This is a genomic window from Ruminococcus sp. (genome assembly GCF_016283395.1).
Map to the genome: position 1 here is coordinate 17,937 of NZ_JAEEMU010000055.1, position 21,559 is coordinate 39,495.

The 21,559-nt window shown below is 44.8% G+C and carries 17 protein-coding genes; 10 read left to right on the top strand and 7 right to left on the bottom strand.

The genetic code is table 11. The features are described 5' to 3' along the window. From QZZ41_RS14255 to QZZ41_RS14285, 7 genes are all read left to right on the top strand, one after another. Positions 1–1,122, top strand: coding sequence for a 3-hydroxyacyl-CoA dehydrogenase family protein (locus tag QZZ41_RS14255; RefSeq protein WP_295073598.1), 1,122 nt, complete (start codon positions 1–3; stop codon positions 1,120–1,122). A gap of 33 nt (positions 1,123–1,155) precedes the next feature. Further along, complete coding sequence (locus QZZ41_RS14260) at positions 1,156–2,364, top strand: beta-ketoacyl synthase (RefSeq protein ID WP_295073601.1); 1,209 nt, start codon at positions 1,156–1,158, stop codon at positions 2,362–2,364. Between the two features lie 285 nt (positions 2,365–2,649). After that, on the top strand, positions 2,650–3,006 hold the full coding sequence (locus QZZ41_RS14265) for a hypothetical protein (RefSeq protein ID WP_295073603.1): 357 nt from the start codon (positions 2,650–2,652) through the stop codon (positions 3,004–3,006). Positions 3,007–3,031: 25 nt separating this feature from the next. After that, entirely contained in the window at positions 3,032–4,153 is a 1,122-nt protein-coding gene (locus QZZ41_RS14270) for an alpha/beta hydrolase (protein WP_295073606.1), read from the top strand. A 2-nt stretch (positions 4,154–4,155) separates the two neighbouring features. Further along, a complete protein-coding gene (locus QZZ41_RS14275) occupies positions 4,156–5,715 on the top strand; it encodes a class I adenylate-forming enzyme family protein (protein WP_295073609.1) in 1,560 nt (519 codons plus the stop codon). Further along, positions 5,715–5,966: an acyl carrier protein gene (locus QZZ41_RS14280; protein ID WP_295073612.1), complete on the top strand. Its 252-nt coding sequence runs from the start codon at positions 5,715–5,717 to the stop codon at positions 5,964–5,966. Before QZZ41_RS14275 ends, QZZ41_RS14280 begins: the two co-directional genes overlap by 1 nt. Before the next feature lies 1 nt (position 5,967). Further along, complete coding sequence (locus QZZ41_RS14285; RefSeq protein WP_295073615.1) at positions 5,968–6,666, top strand: thioesterase II family protein; 699 nt, start codon at positions 5,968–5,970, stop codon at positions 6,664–6,666. 80 nt (positions 6,667–6,746) lie between these two features. Here QZZ41_RS14285 and QZZ41_RS14290 read toward each other — a convergent pair whose 3' ends face one another. The 4 genes from QZZ41_RS14290 to QZZ41_RS14305 form a co-directional block, all read right to left on the bottom strand. Continuing rightward, positions 6,747–7,301, bottom strand: coding sequence for a hypothetical protein (locus tag QZZ41_RS14290; RefSeq protein ID WP_295073617.1), 555 nt, complete (start codon positions 7,299–7,301; stop codon positions 6,747–6,749). A gap of 212 nt (positions 7,302–7,513) precedes the next feature. Next, entirely contained in the window at positions 7,514–8,704 is a 1,191-nt protein-coding gene (locus QZZ41_RS14295) for an ABC transporter permease (RefSeq protein ID WP_295073620.1), read from the bottom strand. Beyond that, a complete protein-coding gene (locus tag QZZ41_RS14300) occupies positions 8,691–9,824 on the bottom strand; it encodes an ABC transporter permease (RefSeq protein WP_295066480.1) in 1,134 nt (377 codons plus the stop codon). The genes QZZ41_RS14295 and QZZ41_RS14300 overlap by 14 nt, the downstream gene beginning before the upstream one ends. Before the next feature lie 2 nt (positions 9,825–9,826). Continuing rightward, positions 9,827–10,777, bottom strand: coding sequence for an ABC transporter ATP-binding protein (locus tag QZZ41_RS14305; protein ID WP_295073623.1), 951 nt, complete (start codon positions 10,775–10,777; stop codon positions 9,827–9,829). A 168-nt stretch (positions 10,778–10,945) separates the two neighbouring features. On the opposite strand from QZZ41_RS14305, the gene QZZ41_RS14310 reads away from it, so the two are divergent. Beyond that, the gene (locus QZZ41_RS14310) at positions 10,946–11,575 is read left to right on the top strand and encodes a response regulator transcription factor (protein WP_295066476.1); all 630 of its coding nucleotides are present in this window, start codon (positions 10,946–10,948) and stop codon (positions 11,573–11,575) included. 197 nt (positions 11,576–11,772) lie between these two features. On the opposite strand, the gene QZZ41_RS14315 is transcribed toward QZZ41_RS14310, so the two are convergent. Next, positions 11,773–15,240, bottom strand: coding sequence for a CotH kinase family protein (locus tag QZZ41_RS14315; protein WP_295073625.1), 3,468 nt, complete (start codon positions 15,238–15,240; stop codon positions 11,773–11,775). A 557-nt stretch (positions 15,241–15,797) separates the two neighbouring features. On the opposite strand from QZZ41_RS14315, the gene QZZ41_RS14320 reads away from it, so the two are divergent. Both QZZ41_RS14320 and QZZ41_RS14325 read left to right on the top strand, forming a co-directional pair. Continuing rightward, positions 15,798–16,352: an RNA polymerase sigma factor gene (locus tag QZZ41_RS14320; RefSeq protein WP_295073628.1), complete on the top strand. Its 555-nt coding sequence runs from the start codon at positions 15,798–15,800 to the stop codon at positions 16,350–16,352. After that, positions 16,339–17,955 carry a hypothetical protein gene (locus tag QZZ41_RS14325; RefSeq protein WP_295073631.1) on the top strand — a complete coding sequence of 539 codons (1,617 nt, stop codon included), beginning with the start codon at positions 16,339–16,341 and terminating at the stop codon, positions 17,953–17,955. The genes QZZ41_RS14320 and QZZ41_RS14325 overlap by 14 nt, the downstream gene beginning before the upstream one ends. Before the next feature lie 1,078 nt (positions 17,956–19,033). Here the strand turns inward: QZZ41_RS14325 and QZZ41_RS14330 are convergent. Then, entirely contained in the window at positions 19,034–19,435 is a 402-nt protein-coding gene (locus QZZ41_RS14330) for a hypothetical protein (RefSeq protein ID WP_295073634.1), read from the bottom strand. A gap of 302 nt (positions 19,436–19,737) precedes the next feature. After that, entirely contained in the window at positions 19,738–21,243 is a 1,506-nt protein-coding gene (locus QZZ41_RS14335) for a DNA methylase (RefSeq protein ID WP_295073637.1), read from the bottom strand. Between the last annotated feature and the right edge of the window lie 316 nt (positions 21,244–21,559).

A 21,559-nucleotide genomic window follows, 5' to 3' on the forward strand; every position in this document is an offset into this window, starting at 1 on the left:
ATGAAAATAGGTATTATCGGCTACGGAAAAATGGGAAAGGATATTTTCTCGCTTTTCTTTGACAAGCTTACCGATGCACAGTTCGTCGTCATCGATCTTTTCGGTGCCGAGGAAAACACAGCGGCAGTTCTGAAAACACTTGGCAAGAGCCTTAAACGCAAAAAGATAACCGAAGAACAGTATGAATACAAAAAGGACTCATTCCTGTTCACAGACGATACAGCTGCTCTCAGCGGCTGCGATATAGTAATAGAAGCTGTATTTGAAAACATGGCTGCCAAGAAGGATATCTTCGCAAAGGCAGCAGCGGCAGTTTCAGAGGACTGTCTCCTGCTTTCAAACACTTCCTCTCTGGACCTCGCCTCGGTATTCGAGGACGTTCCTCATAAGGAAAGATGCTTCGGATTACACTTCTTCTATCCCGTAAAGCTTACAGGATTCGTAGAACTCAATATACTCCCCGATACCGCCGACAGCTGTATAAGCAAGGCTGCCGAGCTGGTAAAGACAGCAGGCAAAAAGCCTATCGTCTTTTCAGGTGGATATCATATATATCTCAATCAGATACTTGCTTGCATGGTCTCTCACGCAATATATCTCCGCGAGAGCCTGAACGTCACAGCAGCCGAGCTCAACAAGGGACTGGCAGAAATGTTCCCAGTTGCACCGCCTTTCGAGGTGCTTGACAGTGTAGGTCTCGGACTCATGGCAGGAAGTCCCGATAACTTCCGTATCGAGCGTAACAAGAGGCTTCTCGGATACGGCTGCGAAAAAATGAACGGCTGGCTGAACGAAGGCTGCCCTAAGGAAACTATGTGTTTCCTTGACTTTATGAAGGAGCATGAGACCGACAGCGGAAACTCATGCGAAAAAGCTCCGCTTTATATGGCTGCTCTCATACTTAACGAGACAGTCAATGCCGCCTGTGAATACAGCGGCGACAAAAACGTATTTCTTGAAGCTGTACAGGATACCCTCGGAATTGCCGAAACTCCTGCTGCTTATCTTGAAAAGTACGGTATTGAAGTATTATTTGCAGCTCTTGATGAACTGCACAGCAAAACGGGCTTTGGCTCGTACATACATCAGAGCAAGGATGTATGGCTGAAAACATTGGCATAAACCCACACGACATCTGATATGAGGTAAGAATTTATGAAAAAAGTTGTTATTACAGGCATTGGTGCCGTTACATCAATAGGATATACTGCCGAGGATTACTGGAATGGCTTGATCTCAGGCAAGTGCGGCATGAAAACTATCACACGTATCCCCCTCGACAAGCACGATACCACAGTTGCTGCCGAGGTAGATGAAGCATTTGAGGCTGAGGCAGGCAAATACTGGAAAAAGCGTCAGCTCAATGCAACCACTACTACCACAAGAATGGGACTTGCTTCCGCAGGCGAGGCTATCGCAGACTGCGGAGTTGATATCACTACATACAACGGCAAAAAAGTCGGCGTTATCTACGGTGTTATCGACAACTCCTTCGAGGATTACGAGCTTGACAAGCCCCTCAACATAACTCTCAAGAAGATGCCTAACGAGCTCCCTGCTCTTGTTTCCATCAAATACGGCTTCACAGGTCCTTCATTCAACGTGAGCACAGCCTGCGCTTCATCAGCATATGCTATGGCTCTCGGAAAGCAGTTCATCGAATCAGGACTCTGCGATATGGTAGTCGCAGGCGGCATCTCAAACACAGTTACACATCTCGTTATAAGCGGATTCAATCAGCTCCTTGCTATGTCCGTAAACCCTGACCCTTCTACAGCTGCTCGTCCGTTCACAAAGAACCGTGACGGCTTCATCATGGGCGAGGGCGGCGGAACTGTTATCCTCGAATCCGAGGAAAGTGCAAAAGCTCGCGGAGCTAAGATATACTGTGAGCTTGCAGGCGCAGCTATGTGCGGTGAAGCTTATAACCTTACAGCTCCAAAAACAGACGGCGTAGGCATGGCAGAGTCCATGAGACTTGCTCTTGACAATGCAGGCATCTCACCTGACGCTGTTGACTACATAAACGCACACGGAACTTCAACAGGTCTCAATGACCTTTATGAAACAAAGGCTATAAAGGAAGTATTCGGAGAAAGAGCTTACGATATCCCTGTATCATCTGTTAAGGCATCTATCGGTCATACTCTCGGCGCAGGCGGCGCACTTGAAGCCATTGCCTGCATAAAGGCTATGGAAACAGGTATAGTACCTCCGACACTTCACTATGATGAACCCGATCCCGAACTTGACCTCAACTATGTTCCGAACAAGCCACAGGAACGCAAGGTAGACGTTGCTATCTCAAACTCCTTCGGCTTCGGCGGACACAATGCAACTCTTGTATTCAAAAAGTACAATTAACACTACTAATTATCGAATTAGGGAAGTATTATCATCGTTCTCACTTATCACGAAACTAAGCCTTTAGCCCTTAGCCGTCAGCTAGTAGCAAATGTGTCGCCTACGGCGAATAATTTAAATAATGTGAGCGTAAGCGAACTCCTTCGGCTAACGGCTAATGCCTAATGGCTAACGGCTGTATTACACAGTTTTTTCTTCCCTGTTTTACACTATCGAAAATGATCTAAATTAAATATAAAGGGTATTAAAATTTAAAGACTGGAAAGAATGAAAGGATAAAAGGATATGCCTATCGCACAGATGAAAACTAACTTCAAGTTTGATTCAGATGCTGCACGTACAGACTTTCTTGACGAAGCTGCATCAGAGCTTTCCGTAATACTCAGAAAGCCTCTGCCTGCTATAATGGTAATGCTCGATGACTGTTCAATGTATATGAACAAGAGCGAGGATACCGTATTCTTTGCAGAGTTTCGTTACATACTCCCACAGGAATGTGCAGACTGCAAATCAGAATTTCTGAAAGAGCTTGCTGACAGGATGCTCGCTCTTATACAAAAGCACACCCATGTTGATCCGTACCGTATCTATATGCAGTTCACGGAAATGACAAGGGAAGGTGCATGGCGTTACACAGGCTGACCTTATATGAAAGGACAAGATAAATATGAAATGGGCAATAAGAGATTTGCTTAACCCCGTAGCTACACGTTCGCTCCTCTACGGAGCTGACCCCTTTGACCTTGAGTTCATACTCAAGAAGATAGATAATATCAAGGTCAAGAGCGGCAAACAGATACAGGGTGTATGGCTTGATGAATGGCACGCAAAGATAGACCGTTATACTGAGCTCCGCGACAAAGCAGAGGCAGCAGGAAACAAGATCTCTGCAAGAGAATATGCAAAGATGATCACACAGTGCCACTATGCTTGCTTTATGGTAAACATTGAAGATGTAGAACATAAGACAGAAATATATAAAGGTCTCGAAGAAAGCTACAAACACTATATCAAGCTCTGCAAAAACAAAGTTGAATACATTGAAATAGATACTAAATTTGGCAAAATACCTGCTTACATACACTACCCTGATTCGGGCAGAAAAACTGGCTATCCTGTGGTTATCACATACTCGGGTATCGGAAGCTGCAAGGAAGAGCTGGAAATGCTGGCTGCTCCACTCAACGAAAGAGGTATCGCAGTCATCACTCCCGATATGCCGGGTGCAGGTGCAGCAATAATCCACAACAATATCAAATGCGGCGGCAAACAGATAGAGGCTGCATTCAAAGGAATATACGACTTCATAAAGGATTCACCCAAGCTCGATGAAAACAATATCGCAAACTTCGGACTCTGCATGGGCGGCGGATACGCTTTCCGTGCAACAGTAAAGAATAAGAAGGTAAAGGCTTGCGTAAGTCTGTTCCCTCTCCTTATGAACTTCGCAGATCAGGGCAGTATCCCTGTATGGATGAAGCGCGGCAAGTGGAGCTCATATCAATACTCTGACGACTATCTTGAGGGTATGAAAACTCTCGAAGAGGGTACACACAAGGCAGACTTTCTTATGGTATACAGCAGCGATGACAACTGGATGACTCCCGAGGCTTCACAGAAGCTCCTTGACAAGGCTCAGGGCTATAAGGAGAGCATACACATCGAGGACAAGCCTGCTTACGTTTCCGAGGAGACTATCATGCACGCAATGCCTGTTGGTGAGCAGTATCACTGGGTAAAGCATATTGCAGCAGACTTCATCGCTGAAAGACTTAATGGGGGAAAATAAAAATGTCAGAAAAATTTTTCGATTACTACGAAAAATACGCTAAGGAAACACCTGACAAGGTGCTTCTGAGAATAGATGAGAACGAGCTTACATACTCTCAGTTTATGGAAAAGACAGCAGTGCTCGGCTCTGCAATGAAGAAGATAGGCATCGGTGAGGACGACAAGGTGGGCATCTGTATGCCTAACAGCATCGAGTGGTTCATCGTTTACTGGTCCGCAGTAAGAATAGGCGCACAGCCTGTTCCTATGGACCCTCAGAGCGGCTCGCTGGAGCTCTCAAAGCTTATCCCTGCTACAACATCAAAGGTAATGTTCGTAACAGAAAAGTACAGAAACAACAATATCATCGCAGCTGTAAGTGCTCTTGTGCCTTCACAGATAACACTCGACAAAGTTATATGCTTTGCGGACGAGAGCCTTATCCCTGCTGACTCCTGCTACATCTCCGCTGAAAAGTTCATGGCAGAGTACGGCAGCAGTGAGTGCGATATATATGAGCCTGCATATCTCCACACACTGTCACTTGCCTGCACATCAGGCAGCACAGGTATCCCTAAGCTGCTCTCAGTACCTTCCGGCGGCTTCCTTTCCACACAGAAGGATATGGGCGACTACCTCGAATTCAGATCTGACGATGTAATGATGCTGGGCATGACCCTCTATCATCAGGGCGGCTTCGGCATGGGACAGCAGATGGTGCTCAAGGGCGGTACAGTTATGTATCAGCCACAGTTCAACCCTGTAACATTCCTTGAAACAATAGAGAAATACAAGATAAGCGTTATCCAGCTCACTTCTACACTTGCAAAAGTGCTTCTTTCTACACCTGATTTTGACAAGTACGACCTTTCAAGCGTCCGTATAAGCTACTGGGCAGGAGAAGTTCTCCCCAAGGAGATAGCTGATATCTTCGTTGAGAAGCTTGGTATCCGTGTAGTAAACGTTATCGGTTCTTCCGAGACCTGCACAATGGTCGTATGGGATTCCGCTATCGACAACGGTACAGACCCAAGCGATTTCAAGAAGCTCAGCTTCACAGATGTACGTGTTATCGATGAGAACAAGAATGAAGTACCCGAGGGCGAAACTGGTGAGCTGTGTGTATATACAGACGGTGTTATCACTGAATACTTCGGCAACCCAGAGCTCTCCGCAGAGAAGATACTCACAGACGAGCAGGGTAGACGCTGGTTCTGCACAGGTGACCTTGTAAACAAGCTCCCCGGCGGTATAGTACGTTTCGCAGGAAGAAGCAAGCGTATCATCAAGCGCGGCGGAAACCTCGTTCACGCTGAGGAAGTTGAGGCTTGTCTCCTTACTCACCCAAAGATAGCAGCCGCAGCTGTTACTGATGAGCCGCATCCTGTTATCGGTCAGCAGATCGTTGCATATATCCAGCCAAAGGGCGAAGAAAAGGTAACACGCGGTGAGCTGGCTCGTTACTTTGACGGCAAGCTCTCAGCTTACAAAGTACCTGATAAGGTAGTTCTCGTTGAGGAAATACCAAAGGATATCGGCAAGATACAGTTCAAATACCTGAGAAAAAAGGAGTATAAATAATGAATAATCTTAAATTTGAAGACTTCGCACAGGCAATTTCCGATTATGTAGGCGTTGACGCTTCTGAGATAACAAGAGATACTGACGTTTACGATGACCTTTATCTCGATTCACTTGGACTTTTCGGACTTGGCTCAGAGATAACAGAAACATTCAAGCTCAATGTACCTCTTTCACTGGTGGCTTCTATCAGCAAGGTAGGCGAGATATTCGATCTCCTCAACGAAAAGGGCACACCTGTTGAAGAATAATATGGTATTATTTTTCTTTTCACACGCAGGCGGCTCTGCAAAGAGCTATGTCTCATTCAAGCGTTTCCTGCCAAAGGATACGACAGTTATACCTATGGAGCTCTCAGGACGCTTTACACGTATGTCAGAGCCATTACTGGACAACGTTGCTGACTGTATAGCAGACCTCATAGAAAAACATTCCGAAGAGATAAGCGGCGAATACGCACTTTTCGGTCACAGCATGGGCACTGTCCTTGTGACGGAATTTATCCGCCAGACTAAGGCAAAGGGACTCCCCCAGCCTTGTCATATCTTCCTTTCGGGAAAAAATCCTCCCGATGAAGATGTACACTGCTTTGAGAATGTGGAAACTGCTTCCGATGAAGAAATAGTATCTTTCTTCACAGCAAACTCTCTTTCGGCAGCAACTCCTGCTCCGCCAGATGATGCGCTTGTAAAGATACTCAACCGCATATTGGCAACAGATGTGCGCATGGCTGAAAGATATAAGGCTTCACCCGATGACGTTAAGTTCGACTGCGATATCACAGTTATCTACGGCACGGAAGATCCTCTTATGCAGAATGTTGATATGAGCAGCTGGGGCAGATTTACAGACGGTAAGTGCAGTCTGTATCCGTTTTCGGGCGACCATTTCTACTTCCAGCAGCATAAGGAAGAAGTCTGCAATATTATCAAAGAAAAACTTCATGTATGATCACAATGGCGGACAAGAGATAGTTTCTCTTATCCGCCATTGTTTTACCCTCATTGAACAATTTTTATATCTGTTTTTCGTTAAATAGGCAACGGTCCCGGCTTGATAGGAACTGTCGGATCAGGTCTCGGAACCAAAACCGGATCAAGCGGAGGACGCAGAAACTTTATATTAACATCCGCACTATTAGTTACCCATAAGCGTCCTATCATAGTTACAACGCAGAAATATCTGCCTGGTGTATAGGTTTCATATGTGTATGATGTAGCCCCCTCGATAGGACCGTTCTCGTCATACCACTGAAATCTGAGTCTGAGCAGGTCTATATCGTCCATTGAAAGTATTTTTTTCTCAGGCCTTGGAAATGAATGAGCTTCGTCTATCATCTTGAGCTTCTTGCCAACTTCAAGGAGAGCCTTTTCGCCCGGCTTTATGTTGAACTTATTCTGCTTCAGTACGAACTCTGTGTCTTTGTACGGATTAAAAGTCTGCCCTGGCTGCGGTCTTAGCTCAGGTTCTAATTTCACTATATTTTCAGGATCCAAGCTTTTCGCGCCTGCGGGCAAAGCCGTCAGTCCGCATAACAGGACTGCACTTGATAGTAAGCATAGTGTTTTTTTCATGATCGTTTTCATATAAGCCCCTCCTTAGTAATAATTTAGTGTATTTAAAACGTCTCGCGTTTAATGTTTATTGTGACTTTATTCTATCACATCGTTCCGAAAAATGATAGATAACAAATGTCATTGTCATAGTGACATTTGTCACTTTTTTCGGCGAATTGGTCATACAAATATTAAAAGAGCGCACTTCTGTGCGCCCTTTATGCTCAATATTCATTTATATCTTAGTGCTCAGCAGCTGCTGCCTTTTTTACGGCAGTACCGATAGCTGCACCACTGTACTTTACCTTGCGGACGAGCAGAGTGATAATGACCATAGCTGCTGCAAATCCTAATTGTATCAGATAGCACTGCATTACCTCATTTAAACTGAACTGAGTGATATCAGCTATCATGTTATTAGCTCTTACGTACCAATAAGCAGGCAAAAATCTTGCAACAGAAAGCACCTTGTCGCTGAGTACCTCCACAGGGATAAATATACCGCAGAAGAAGCTCATACCAAGTCCAAGAACCTGAGTTATAAGGTTGAGTACATTGTCCTTTGGCTCAAAGCTTGCTACAAGCACAGCCATAGTGCCGACAACCACAGCGAATATGAAGCTGTTAAGAACTGCATACCACGCTCTTCCTGTGTAAACCTCCTTGTTGAGTATCATACCGCCTATCATAAACATCAGCCATATTACAAACACAAACAGGAAGCTTCCGAGGAAAAGCTGGAACGTATATGAAGATTCCTTCATACATGAGCAGTTGGTACGGTAACGTATATCCTTCTTGTTCATAGTAACAAGTACAAGGCTTACCACACTGATAATGATAGATACGAGTATATATGGCATATACTGGAAATAGCCTGCAAAATCAACGCTGAAGTGTGAGTTGCCCGCATTGTCTGCCCTGAACATATTTACCTCTGCGTTCTGAGACAGTGCAACTTCTGCACTTGCAACAGCCTCATCAAAGGTCTTGCCCATACTGAGATAAGCCTTTACTGAGTTGACATACTCGTCAAGCACCTGTCCCATATATACTACAGAAAAGCTGTCACTCAAATGGTAGCTGCCGAAAAGGTCTGCTGTGTCCCCTGCTTTGATCTTTTCAGCGTATCCCTTGTTGATTATGAGTGCATAATCGATTCTTTTGTAGTAAATTGAATCTATGATAATATCCCTGTCATTCTCTATTTCAACTATATCATTGCTTTTCTTTATAAAGTCTGCCAGCGCATGACTTTCGGCAGTATCGTCCTCATCGAATATACATACATTCAGTCTGCTTGCTTCAAACTTGTTTTCCTTGGTGGAAGCATTTGCAATTATTGCCGATATGGCAAAAAAGCAGACGATACCTATTAATGCTGAGGGAAGCCTGCTCCTCATTACCTTGAACATAGCCTTAAATACTTGCATATTTCTTCCTCCTTGAAGTCACAAAGCCAAGAACTATAAACATAACGGATATTGCTGCCATAGTTATGAGCTTTGATATGAAACGGTCATAGTCCTCATAGATATTGAGGCAGTAGAAGCAGTCGGAAATCACTGCTGCGGGGTTGATGTTATTGAACCACGGTATCGTTGCTGCAATAATAGCCTTCATATTGCCCATCATAAGACCGCTGCAAAAACACAGCAGCATTGATATAGAAATAAGTATCGCACTCTTTGCCTTTTCGCTTACACGAGCCAGTGAACCTACGAAGAAACCGAATGAAACGCCTGTGATACCGCCAAGTATAGCCGAAGGATAAACCAGCCACAGTCTGTCGCCGAAATCTATTTTAAGAATGAATGCAAGATAAGTAACGCAAATCAGCATACATACTGTCTGCATTATAAAGCTGCCTGTAAGACAAGCGATTATATTTATTGATTTCGGTACAGGTGAGCAGTTGTTCCTTGCACCAAGAGGTGAAAGATTTGCCTGATTTTGCATAGTGATATGCATACCTGTTATACAGCCGAACATTGCCACCATAGCGATAAGATTATAGAAATACTGTATATACATATCGGGGTTGCCCTGTGTAAGGGGTATATCCCTGCACGTAGAAGCTGTCTCAGATGTGAGTGAAGCGATGACCTCCTGTGCCTTTTCGGGAGCAGTATTTATAGCGTCCATAGCTATTTTTTCACGAACTTTATACTGCTCGATAAAGGATTTCAGCATTGTCTCGCGTATGCCCTTTTCCTTTACTGTAAGGCTGATATTGTCGGAAGTAAAGATTATTCCCTCTACCTTGCCGTCGTCAAGCATCTTTTCAGCCTTTTCCTTATCCACAAAGCTGGCTTTGAGGAAGGGTTCATCAGATTTTTCAATGCCCTCGATGACCTGTTTGAAAGCAGCATTTTCGCTTTCTTCAACTATGGCAACGGGGATTGAGCTGAATTTCTCGGTCTTTTCGTAAATGCTTCCGAAAGCTATTTTAAAACAAGTGCCGAGGATTATAGGAAAGAGTATGAGCCATATGATAAGGTCTTTTGTACGCAGACCGTTTTTCAGCTCATATTTAAGGATATGCATGAACATGGTCATTCCTCCTTGTCTCTGAGAGCTTTTCCTGTTATTTCAAGGAATACGTCGTTGAGTGTCGGAAGCTCTGTATATACTCTGCCGAAGCTGAGCTCATTCTTCTGAAGCACTTCAAGTACTCTTGTAAGATTATGCTTGCCGCCCGAGCAGTAAACTGTAAGCTTGCCGTTGCCAAGCTCTGTATCGTATACGTGAGGCAGTGAAGCTATCTCTTTTACGATATTATCAGGTACATCAAGTATCTCGATAGTGATAGTCTCTGTATTCTTTATCATTCGTTTCAGCTCGTCCTTAGTACCCTCAGCTACCTTTCTGCCCTTGTCCATGATAGCTATGCGGGTACATATCTGCTCTACCTCTTCCATATAGTGCGAGGTATAGATGACTGTAGCACCGTTTCTGTTGAGCTCCTGTATTCCCTCAAGGATACGGTTTCTGCTCTGAGGATCAACTGCAACTGTGGGCTCGTCAAGGATTATGAGCTTTGGCTTGTGAGCGATACCGCAGGCGATATTGAGTCTGCGGAGAAGTCCGCCCGAAAGCTTTTTCGGATAGAACTTTCTGAAATCCCCCAGTTCTACGAACTTTATTGCTTCCTCAACATATTCCTTGCGCTTTGCCTTGTCCTTGATATAGAGTCCGCAGAAGTAGTCGATATTCTCGTAAACTGTAAGCTCATCAAAAACAGTGACATTCTGCATGATAACGCCTATTTCCTTTTTGATATCGTAGCTTACGGGAGTCATCTTCTTACCGAATATCTCGATGTCGCCCTTGTCAAAGGCAAGAAGTGACAGAAGGCAGTTTATGGTAGTGGTCTTGCCCGAGCCGTTCGGTCCGAGAAGTCCGAATACCTCCCCCTGCTTTATTTCAAGATCAAGGTGATCCAGTGCGATAAGATCGCCGTAGCGTTTTACAAGATTATTTATTTTGATAACTGTGTTTTCCATGGTAAATCCTCCCTGTTGTGTTTTACTGTAATCATTATACCTCAGCTGAAAAGCTTTTTGTAGTGTCTGGAGTCAGTTTTTGCATATGACATTTGTCACATTGTGTACTTGAAAAAAATGTACCGCTATGATATAATAATGAAAAGATCACGGCATAAAGGAGCAATTATGGACATTATCGTAATAGATGACGACAAGCTCGTAGCTCTGTCGTTAAAGACTATACTTGAAAATTCGGGCAAGGTAACTGTTACCGCTATGGGTTCAAGCGGAAATGAAGCAATAGAGCTATACAGGAACGTCAGACCTGATGTTATACTTATGGATATACGCATGGAGGGCATGACAGGTATAGAGGCAGGCGAGGTCATACTGAAAGAGTTCCCCGACGCTAAGATACTCTACCTCACCACATTCTCAGATGATGAGTACATCATCAAGGCACTGAACATGGGCGCAAAGGGATACATACTCAAGCAGGACTTTGACGGCATAGTACCTGCACTTGAAACTGTCATGGGCGGACAGAGCGTTTACGGCAACACCATAATGAACAAGCTCCCAGAGCTTATGAAGCCCAAGGAGCGTTATGACTTTGCTGCACACGGTATCAGCGACAAGGAACGCGAGATAATGGAGCTTGTTGCAGAGGGACTGAGCAATAAAGAGATATCGGGGAAGCTTTTCCTCGGCGAAGGCACAATACGCAATTACATAAGCAATCTCCTTGACAAGCTGGAGCTCCGCGACAGAACTCAGCTTGCAGTATACTATTATACAGAAGTAAAAGGCATATGATATAAGTAACGGGCAGATAACCATGTTGCTAATATAGAAGTTTATATTGATTTATCGGGGGAAACCTTTCTGAGGAAAGGTTATCCCCCGAACCCCTTTCCAAAGACTTTTATCTGCCACTTCTTTTACGTCCATAGCCGCAAACAAAAGGGCTGCACATTATCGTGCAGCCCTTTTGCTGTATAGTAAGTAATTAATTAGAGAGAACCTTTTCCAAGGAGATACTCCTGTATTTTCAGAGCATCGTTTGCAGTAATACCTGCGCTTGACTTATCAACGTCTGCATTTGCAGCACCCTGTTCTGTAATGTGGTTCTTGTCGTTGCCGTTTACACCGTACTTGTTAGGATTTGCAAGAGCCTGCATTACCATAACTGCGTCAGAGAGGTCTACCTGACCATCGCAGTTTGCATCGCCGCTGAGAGTTACATTTACGAACTGTGTAGGCTGTACAGATGTTGTAGTAGTTGTTGTGATCTTTGTTGTTGTAGTTGTAGTCCTTGTAGTAGTAGTTGTTGTTGTTGTTACCTTAGGCTCTGAGCTGCCTGTCTTGTATACCGGCTTGATAGTAACGCCTTCGCTTACAGGAACTGTAATAGTATCAGAGTATGTATCTGAAACTGTAGCACCTGTTACCTCCCAGTGATCGAAAGCATATCCATCCTTAGGAGATGCCTTTGCTGTTACAGGGAAGTCTGTGAAGTACTTACCGCTCCATGTGCTCATAGAGTCGTCAAACTTGATAGTATTGAGCTGTAATGAACCCTTGCTGCTGTCGTTGCTAACATTTACTGTAGCAAGGCTGCCTGTGAGGTTCATATAGTTCTTCATCTGGCTTGTAACATTGCCGTATCTTGTGTTATAGAATGTTTCAAGGAGCTGATAATCCTGCTCGAATGTCTGCTCATTGTGAGTATGCTTTGAAGATGGGAAGCGCTTATATGTATCAAGGATCTGCTGCTTGAAGCCTCTGTAGTAGTTGATGGCAGCTGTAGTCTTCTTTGTATCGAAGTTATAGTTAGCCATATCCATGAAGCTGAGCTCAAACTGCTGTCTGAATGTCGGATTCTTCATAAGATTTGAGAATGCACCGCTGAGAGAACCGCCGCCTCCCATGAAGCCTCCGAAGCCGCCCATGCCGCCGCCTGCAGCCTGATTAAAGCTGTTGAAGGTTGGACCTGTTTCACTTACCTTGTCAGCAAGGTTAGAGCTGTACTCTGTATCAAACAGTACCATTCTCCACTTGCCGTCTGCATATGGATTTTCAGGATCTACAGCATTTGAACGCCATACACCTGTATTATTATTTGGCCAGTCGTGGTTAGCCCAGTAGATCTGAGCTGCGAAATAGTCGATAAAGCTCTGCATATCAAGCTCTGCACAAGCTCTCTGATAATTCTCATCAAGTGTCATATCAACTCTTGAGAGGTTTCCGAGAAGGTTGTTCCACTCGTTGAGGTCCTGATCGTTGCCGTCCTCAAGTGAGTTGTTCTTTATGAAGCATACATCATTCTTCTTTATGCCGTAATGTGACTTGAAGTAATCCGAGTTGTACTTCTCCATGAGCTGATAAATGCCCCAGAACTCGCCGTCGATAAAGAGTATACACTCGCTTGTAGCCTGTGTAGTCATAGCTCTGTCGGTAACAAGTGACTGTGCAACAGAATCACGGAAGAAGCCTGCCATGTTGTCGTTACCGCCGTTTCTGATAGTGAAACCGTCAAATGTATCGATTACCTTGTTGTTCTTAGCCTTTGTAGCCTCACCGTCAAAGAGATCGTACTCTACACTGCTCTTGCCATAGTCCTGACGAGCAAAGATATTGAAGCTCTTCTGTGCCCATGCACGGGAAGCAGCACCCTTTGTTCTGATGCCTACATCCTGTGAAACTACGCTCTTGCCGTTTTCAAATATCTCTATATTAGCCGGACGCTCCCATTCTGGGCCCTTCTGGTTGTAGTTAGCCTGTGACATGAATGCCATGCCGCCCATATCAAAGCCGCCAAAGCCGCCCATACCGCCAGCTCCGCCTGCGCCGCCGTCACCGCCGAAGCCTCCGAATCCACCGAAGCCGCCTGCGCCTGCACCTGCGTCCTGACCGCCAAAGCCGCCCTGCTGTGCATCACCACCCTGACCGCCGAAACCGCCAAAGCCACCCTGCTGTGCATCACCGCCCTGACCGCCGAAGCCGCCAAAGCCACCAAAGCCACCCTGCTGTGCATCACCGCCCTGACCGCCGAAGCCGCCAAAGCCACCGAAGCCACCCTGCTGAGCACCGCCCTGCTGTGCGTCATCGCCGTCTGCAAGTATCTCGGGAGCATCTATGCTGTCAAGTGAAATGCTGTCGAATACAGAAGCATCTTCCTCTTCTTCATCTGAATTTACAACAAGACCGCCTGCGCCGCCGAGCTGCATATTGCCCTGCTGCTGTCCGCCGAAGTTGAAGTTGCCCATATTGAAGCCGCCCTGCTGAGCATCGCCATTCTGGTTTCCTCCGAAATTGAAGTTGCCCATGTTGAAGCCTGGCTGCTGAGCATTACCGTTATTCTGAGTGTCTCCCATGAAGTCGTTCATGTTGAAAGCACCCTGCTGACCTGCATTCTGACCGTCGCCGTTCTGACCCTGCTGGTTGCCCCAGTTCATACCCTGCTGACCTGGCATACCCCAGCCCATGCCGTTTCCGCCCTGGTCGTATACCTTACCAGTTACGTAGATACCTTTTTCGTAATCGAAAAGATTTGAAGGATCTGTAACAAGTGATATTACCTTCATATTTCTGTAGCGTTCAACATTTGCTGAACCTATGAAGTAAGTCTTAGTTATGATGCTGCTTGCTCTGCCCTGTGAGTCTACAGCTATAGCACGAACTACTGCTGCCTTGAGTACGCCCTCATCAGGAGCAAGGATATCTGTATAAGCTGTAACGTCTGTTCTTGCGCTGTACTTGTTAGGCTCACTTGTCATATCCTTGACAGTGATAGCACCTGTGTACTTTTCAGACGAAGTTGTCGGATCGCTGCCGTCTGTTGTATAGTAAACTGTAGTTCCCTGCGGAACGTCGATAGTAAGTGCAAAGCCGTTGTCATAGAAACCGCTCTCAGCTGAGAAAGAAGGAGTTCTTACTGCATTTGAGCCCTCAGGAGCAACATTGTTCTTGCCGGGAGTAGCATTCATAACATAATACTCGCCGCTGCCGTCGGGATACTGACCGTATGAAGTATCCTTTGCCATATCCTCGAATGTTATCTGTGAAGCGATATTGCCTGAAGCATCTGTAAGTGTGAGAGTCTCACCGCTTGTTGAAAGTCCGAAAGGAGCAATAGAAGCGTTTGTCTCGCCTGCTGTACCGTCACAGAAGAATACCTTGCCTGTATTTGGCTGGATCACTGTACCTGACGGGATAGTAAATCTGTAAGGTGTCTCTGCCTTATCTGTGAGACCCCAGCCGCTGATATCCACAGGGCTGCTTGAATTGTTGTAAAGCTCTACCCAGTCATACATCTGTCCGTCAGGAGCAGCATATGTAGTATTCTTTGGGCAAACCTCATTGATAGTTACACCTGAAGCTGCTACTGCCTTTGGTGCAGGAAACAGACCTGCTGTACCTAGCAGCATTGCAAGACTCATTATTCCTGCACAGGTTCTTTTTGCTGATTTCTTTGACATAATATTCCCTCCATTTTGTGATTTTTCATATTTTCGTAATTACGCGGCTTAACGCCTTTTTCATATTTTCATCATACCTGTATCATATATTTCCATTCTTAAAATAATCTTAAAGTAATCTTAATAAAATGTCGTTTTTATGCTGCCTGATGCACATTCATACTACGCGATATTCCGTCATTTCCTTATATTAATAATACATCATTATGCACAAATCAGGTCAACTAAAAGAGCAAAAACTGAACAAAACATAAAAAGTCCGCAAAAAATGAAAAAGCATAAAATGTTATGCGTTTTGTTTTCAAATGTTCTGAATGTATCTTAATTATACTAATGCGTTCCAAAATACAGGGGCTGATACATCCGCTGATGCTCACTTTTGACCGCCAATAAGCCCAAAAACTTGACTATTTCCGCGATATGTGGTATCATTAACTATGTTGCTTACAAATGGTATTACCAATGATATATACTGTTAATTGATAATTTATATGAGAGAAATATCCTACTCAAACGTCTAAGTAGTGAGAGGACATTCCTACAGAAAGGGGGAGCTCATGGATAACGGTGCAAGTAGCTACCGCCGTTACCTTGACGGTGATGATAACGGATTAGTTGATCTGATCCACGACTATAAAGACGGTCTGATCCTCTATCTCAACGGCATTACAGGCTCTCTCAGTCTTGCCGAGGAGTTCATGGAAGATACATTCTTCAAGCTATCCGTCAAAAAACCTAAATTTTCCGGAAAATGCACCTTTAAGACATGGCTTTATACCATCGCACGAAATCTCACCATAGATGAACTGCGCAAAAGGTCGCGTATTTCCGACACTCCCGCAGATGAATATTATGATATTTCCGACGAGCGGAATATCGAAAGGGAATATTTGCAGGAAGAACAAAAGATCTCGCTCCACAGGGCTATGGAAACTCTCAGCTCCGATTACAAGCAGGTGCTCTACCTGACGTTTTTTGAAGAGCTGAGCAATTCTGAGGCTGCTAAGGTAATGCACAAAAGCAACCGTCAGATAGAAAATCTCCTGTACAGAGCAAAGCTTGCGCTGAGATCAAAGCTTGAAAAGGAGGGCTTTGAGTATGAAAGACTATAATGAGATAGCAAATAGTGTTTTTCAGCGCAGAGAAGAATACCTGAAAGAGAAAAAACGCAAAAAAGCTCTGATATTAAGAAATGCCACCGTTGCTCTGAGCTGCTGTATTATGATAGCTGTGGGCATAGGCATCTGGAATATCGGTTTGCTGAAGGATATCAAACCATCTCCTCACAAGGAAGACTACACATTACCATCACCTATCGTAACAACGGCTGTAACAACATCCGATGAGGATATTACCACGGAAAATACTGTCGCAACAGCGACAAATGATATCCTTGAAACTACGGCAATTGTTTCTGATAATTCTGCGCAAAGCGGAGCAAACGGTACAAAAACTACCTCCGCAAACGGTCACAGCGGCTCAGGCAATGTGACGACATCACGTTCAGACAGTAAGACTTCGGAAAGCAATGTAAGGACAACTGCTTCAAGCATTGAAATTACTTCTTCCAATAATCCGTCTCATCAGAACCTCACAACTTCACATCATCAATCCCCTGTATTGACCACACAGCGTTCTGATGTCCGCACAACTACTACAACGCCACGAATATCAACACGCACTACAACGCGGCGCACTTCAACAACTACAAGACATACATCGACCACTACACGTCGAACGTCCACTACTACACGGCGAACATCTACCACAACAAGGCGTACTTCAGCTACTACACGTATTCCTGTAGCTACTACGACTACAAGGGTATATACATCACTTGCTACGTATACTACGATGACGTATGCTACAACAACTAAAGTATATACTACCAGAGTATACACTTCAACTACAGCAGTATACACGCACCCTGCATATACTACTATAGCAACATCGATATCTCCGCAGCCTGCTTATACAACAACAGCTGCAATGTCGACCATTGTTTACACATCAACGACACGACATGATCCTGCTGTTGCAACAACTGTATATCCTGCGGTGTCCAGCACATATTCTCCCGTACTGAGCACAACGACTACAAAGCCTCCGCATTCAGAATTCTATTATAACGGCACAACATATACAGTGGCGGGATGTGAGAATTTTGATACTTCATTTACAGGGGATCTGCTTCACAAAAGCGGTATTTATGACGTAGCACTTGGACGACTTACCGTGTATACCGTATATGCTTACAAGGATTTCTCTCCCGATTTCCTGTGTATGGTGGAATTTGATGACGGCGAGACCTTCTTAGGCATTAACTGGGATTACGTTCCTGATAATCTTGGCGAATTTTTAGATGCTATTGACTTCCCTGACAGTTTCAATTTATACTCCTTATATGACTCCGTCAATTCAAAGTATATAAATTCGCCGGATTGTACCCCATTGACAGAATTTCTGAAAAGCAACAAAAATGCAGGCATCATTCAGATAATTGACGACTTCTATCCCAAAACAAAAGTTGAATTTGATTATGATATGCTATCTACAGGTGATGATTATACCTGTATATTTGGACACGTGAGTATATCAGCAGATCAGACATTAGTAATATTCATGGCTGATGATTACGGTCACCGTACATATGAGTTCAACGTTGACAGTACAACTCTTGACAAATTGTACGCATCACTACAAAAAAATGTTTAAAACAGCCCACACTGAGCGCAATATTTGGTCAGTGTGGGCAATTTTTGCAAATTCCCCTCATTTTTTCCACCTAATATTTATTTTATAGGTTGTTATCAATTCACATTTTATTTATAATAAACATATAGCAAATAGGCTATAGGGATATTAAAATTTGGAGAAAGCTCCTAAAGTGAACATCGCTGCTGTCAAAAACAGCAGCGGTCACTCACATTTGTCCGCACAAGTCAAAAGCCGAAGCGGTCAAACCAGTGCAAATCCTGCAAAACGGACAGTCTTATAAAAAAGAGAGAAAACGGGCAGTTCTCTCAATGCTATCCGATATTGCAGCAGCTTCTGAGGCGGCGGTGGAAATATTCAGCCCGGCGAACCTGTTACCCTCCCACAAACGCAGTTCCCGATATGCGGCGTATATTTCCACAGCACCTTTGAGGACATCTTTACGATTTCGTTCTTTCTATGCAGATTTACGCAGACTCTGCATGAAAGACAAAATATGTACATACCGCAAAAGCAGTATGTACGCTTGAATTTCCATTTTCAAGACTATCGAGGAGCTTTTGACCTTCTCTCTGTGTGAGACTAAGGAAGGCTCTGAAAGCTTCTGTATCGGCGAGGCAAACGGCACATTCCGTGTACAAAGGCTGACGGCCCCTCTCCCGTCACCTTTGTCCTCGGCGGTATAAACTAAAAAATAATGTTACAGACACAGTATTATAAATGAATTCATTCCGTTGCAATGAGCGGTTTCACAAAGTATAAAGTCCTGTTTCCCTTTCAGACAGGCATCGCATCAATACGATGCAAAACAAAGTCAACAGACCCGCAGGCGGGGAGACTCTGCACTATACTCCCCTGACCTGCATTCGGGTTTGCTGTTCCCCGATAATTCGACAGGATAGCGCGAAGCTCGGGGGCATACGCAGTATCACGCAGAGATCGTACAAACGAATTTTAACAAAGACTATAGGCGGTCTTTGTGATATATTGTAAGTAATTCCTTTGCTATCCAAATCCTTTTGTAAGAGGGCATATCAGAACAGTCTTATCTCTGAGGCGGAGATAGGGCTGTTGCTCTTTATAGAGATATTTTTATGATATCATCAAGAGGTATGCGCAGTCCGCCGCAGAGCACTAACTGCCGCGTAACTTCTTCTATGAACCGCACATTACCCGATACGGTAATATACTTCCCTCCCGATTTATGCTTATCGGGAACAAAATAGGTTATCTCGCAATAAGGCTCCGAAGCGATACGTGCGCTGAGGAGCTGTATTTTTTTGTTCAGTTCAGCTGCTTCGTCCTCGCAAAGCTCGGCTTTTGCATCGGTAAGTCTCGCGGACTCACCAATAGCGTCCTCATAGCCTGTGAGAGCCGCAAAAGGCGCGAACTGCGCCGCACGGTTCCGCCGCGGCATCTGTGCCCTTGTCGTTGAAACATGATGCGGCATATTGATTATATCATCATACTGTCCCGACATTATTATCTCCCCCTTTATGAAGTTTAGAGTTGAGAGTAGTTATTAGCGGTTAGTGCATAGTAAGTAGTGCAGGGACGACCATTGGTCGTCCGCGCATTACGCCGCAGGCAACATTAAAACTTTGTAGGGGCGAGTTCCGCTCGCCCGTGTGTACCTTACAATGCAAGTAACATGAACGAGCTGTAGGGGCGAACAGTGTTCGCCCGTATTCTACATATAGTGCTGTAAGCGATGTACAAGTAAGAGCTATGATAAGAGTGAACGAGTTTACGAGTGACAACGTGGCAAGCGGTCGAGCTGGCTCAGCTCGCTCTGTGTCCGCCTATTTGTCTGTTGCGCGGCATTGCAGTTGCTCCGTCGCAGAGGTTGCTTCCACGGAGCACCGCGTTCTTGCCGTATCTCTCCTTCATTCTCAGCATGGCAAGCTGCAAATTTTTCTCACGCCGCAGCTCTGCCTGCTCCTGCTGACGGCATTTCTCATTCTCTTCGGGATCTGAGAAAAAATCCAGCTGTATTATCTCTTCCTTGACCGAGCTCTCTGGCACTACCCTGTTTGCATTGACGGTTATCCTTCTCACCAGCAGGCGGAAGTCCGCTATACGGTCAAAAAGCTGCATCATGGCTTCAGTTATTATTTTCGATGACGATACAGGTGTATCAAGATTTATGGTACCGTGAGCGTGAACAGGTACAGCCCTGCCGTAATGGTCAAGCACCACCTTGCCCTCATAGCTCCGCCTTATATCCTCGTTCTGCAAATTCTTTACATCATAGCCTATAGTAAGCGTCAGCTGATCGGTAACGAGCCCTTTTCCAAGCAGGTCAAGAGCCAGCATATCAGCCATTTCCCATGTTATGAGCCGAGCCGTGCCGTACTCCGTAGCCTCCTGCAATACCTGTCCCGAGCTTATACTGTTGTTCTCGGGACGATAGCTTTTCACATCGGCAATAGTGCAGGGCTCCCACCCCCATGCGTGGTCAATGAGGAGCTCCGCATTTACTCCGAACATCTTATAAAGTGCCCTTTCCCCGAACTCGGACGTGGAAAATCTTGCGATATCCCCCATTGTAAAAAGTCCGCAGTGTTTCAGCCTTTCCGCATATCCTCTGCCTAAACGCCAGAAATCGGTAAGGGGCTGATGCTCCCACATAAGGCGGCGGTAGGACATCTCGTCAAGCTCCGCAATACGCACACCGTCCTTGTCCGCAGGCATTTTCTTGGCAACGATATCCATAGCTATCTTGCAAAGGTACATATTCGTACCTATGCCTGCTGTAGCGGTTATCTTCGTGGTTTTCAGCACATCTCTTATCATAGTCATGGTAAGCTCATGGGCAGTCATGCCGTAGGTGTCAAGATAAGCGGTAACGTCGATAAATACCTCGTCAATGGAGTAAACGTGTATATCCTCGGGAGCGACATACTTGAGGTATATCTGATATATCCTCGTACTGTAGGCAATATACAGAGCCATTCGCGGAGTTGCGACTATATAGTCAAGTTCAAGTGACGGGTCTGCATTAAGCTTGCTTGCTATCTCGGACTTGCCTCTGAATTTTCTCCGCGGAGCTCTCATTTTCCGCATATCATTCACATCTCTGACCTTTGAAACCACCTCGAAAAGTCTCGGTCTGCCCGGGATACCGTAAGCCTTGAGGGACGGCGATACGGCAAGACATATGGTCTTATCGGTGCGGCTCTTATCCGCAACAACAAGGTTTGTGTCAAGGGGATCGAGTCCGCGCTCGGCACATTCTACCGAAGCATAAAAGGATTTAAGATCAATAGCAACATATATTCTTTCCATAGCCGCCTCCTCTCCGAACATCTGTTCTTTTAGTATTATACCACTCCCAGTCACCTGCTGTCAAGGCTTGAAAAGAAAATATGTTCCTTTTTGGTGACATATCACATAAATACAGACTATAATTATTAGCTTTTCACAATACAACTTTGATAGTTTCACTATCAAACGCGTATAAAATTGGATATTTTTTACAAATTTGTACTTAAATTATCTCTCAATAAATTGCAGAAGAATAATTGACAGTCCTGTGAAGAAATGATATAATTTTAATATGGGACTATTGCGGAAAAACAACACTAAGCTCCGCGGCTCGACA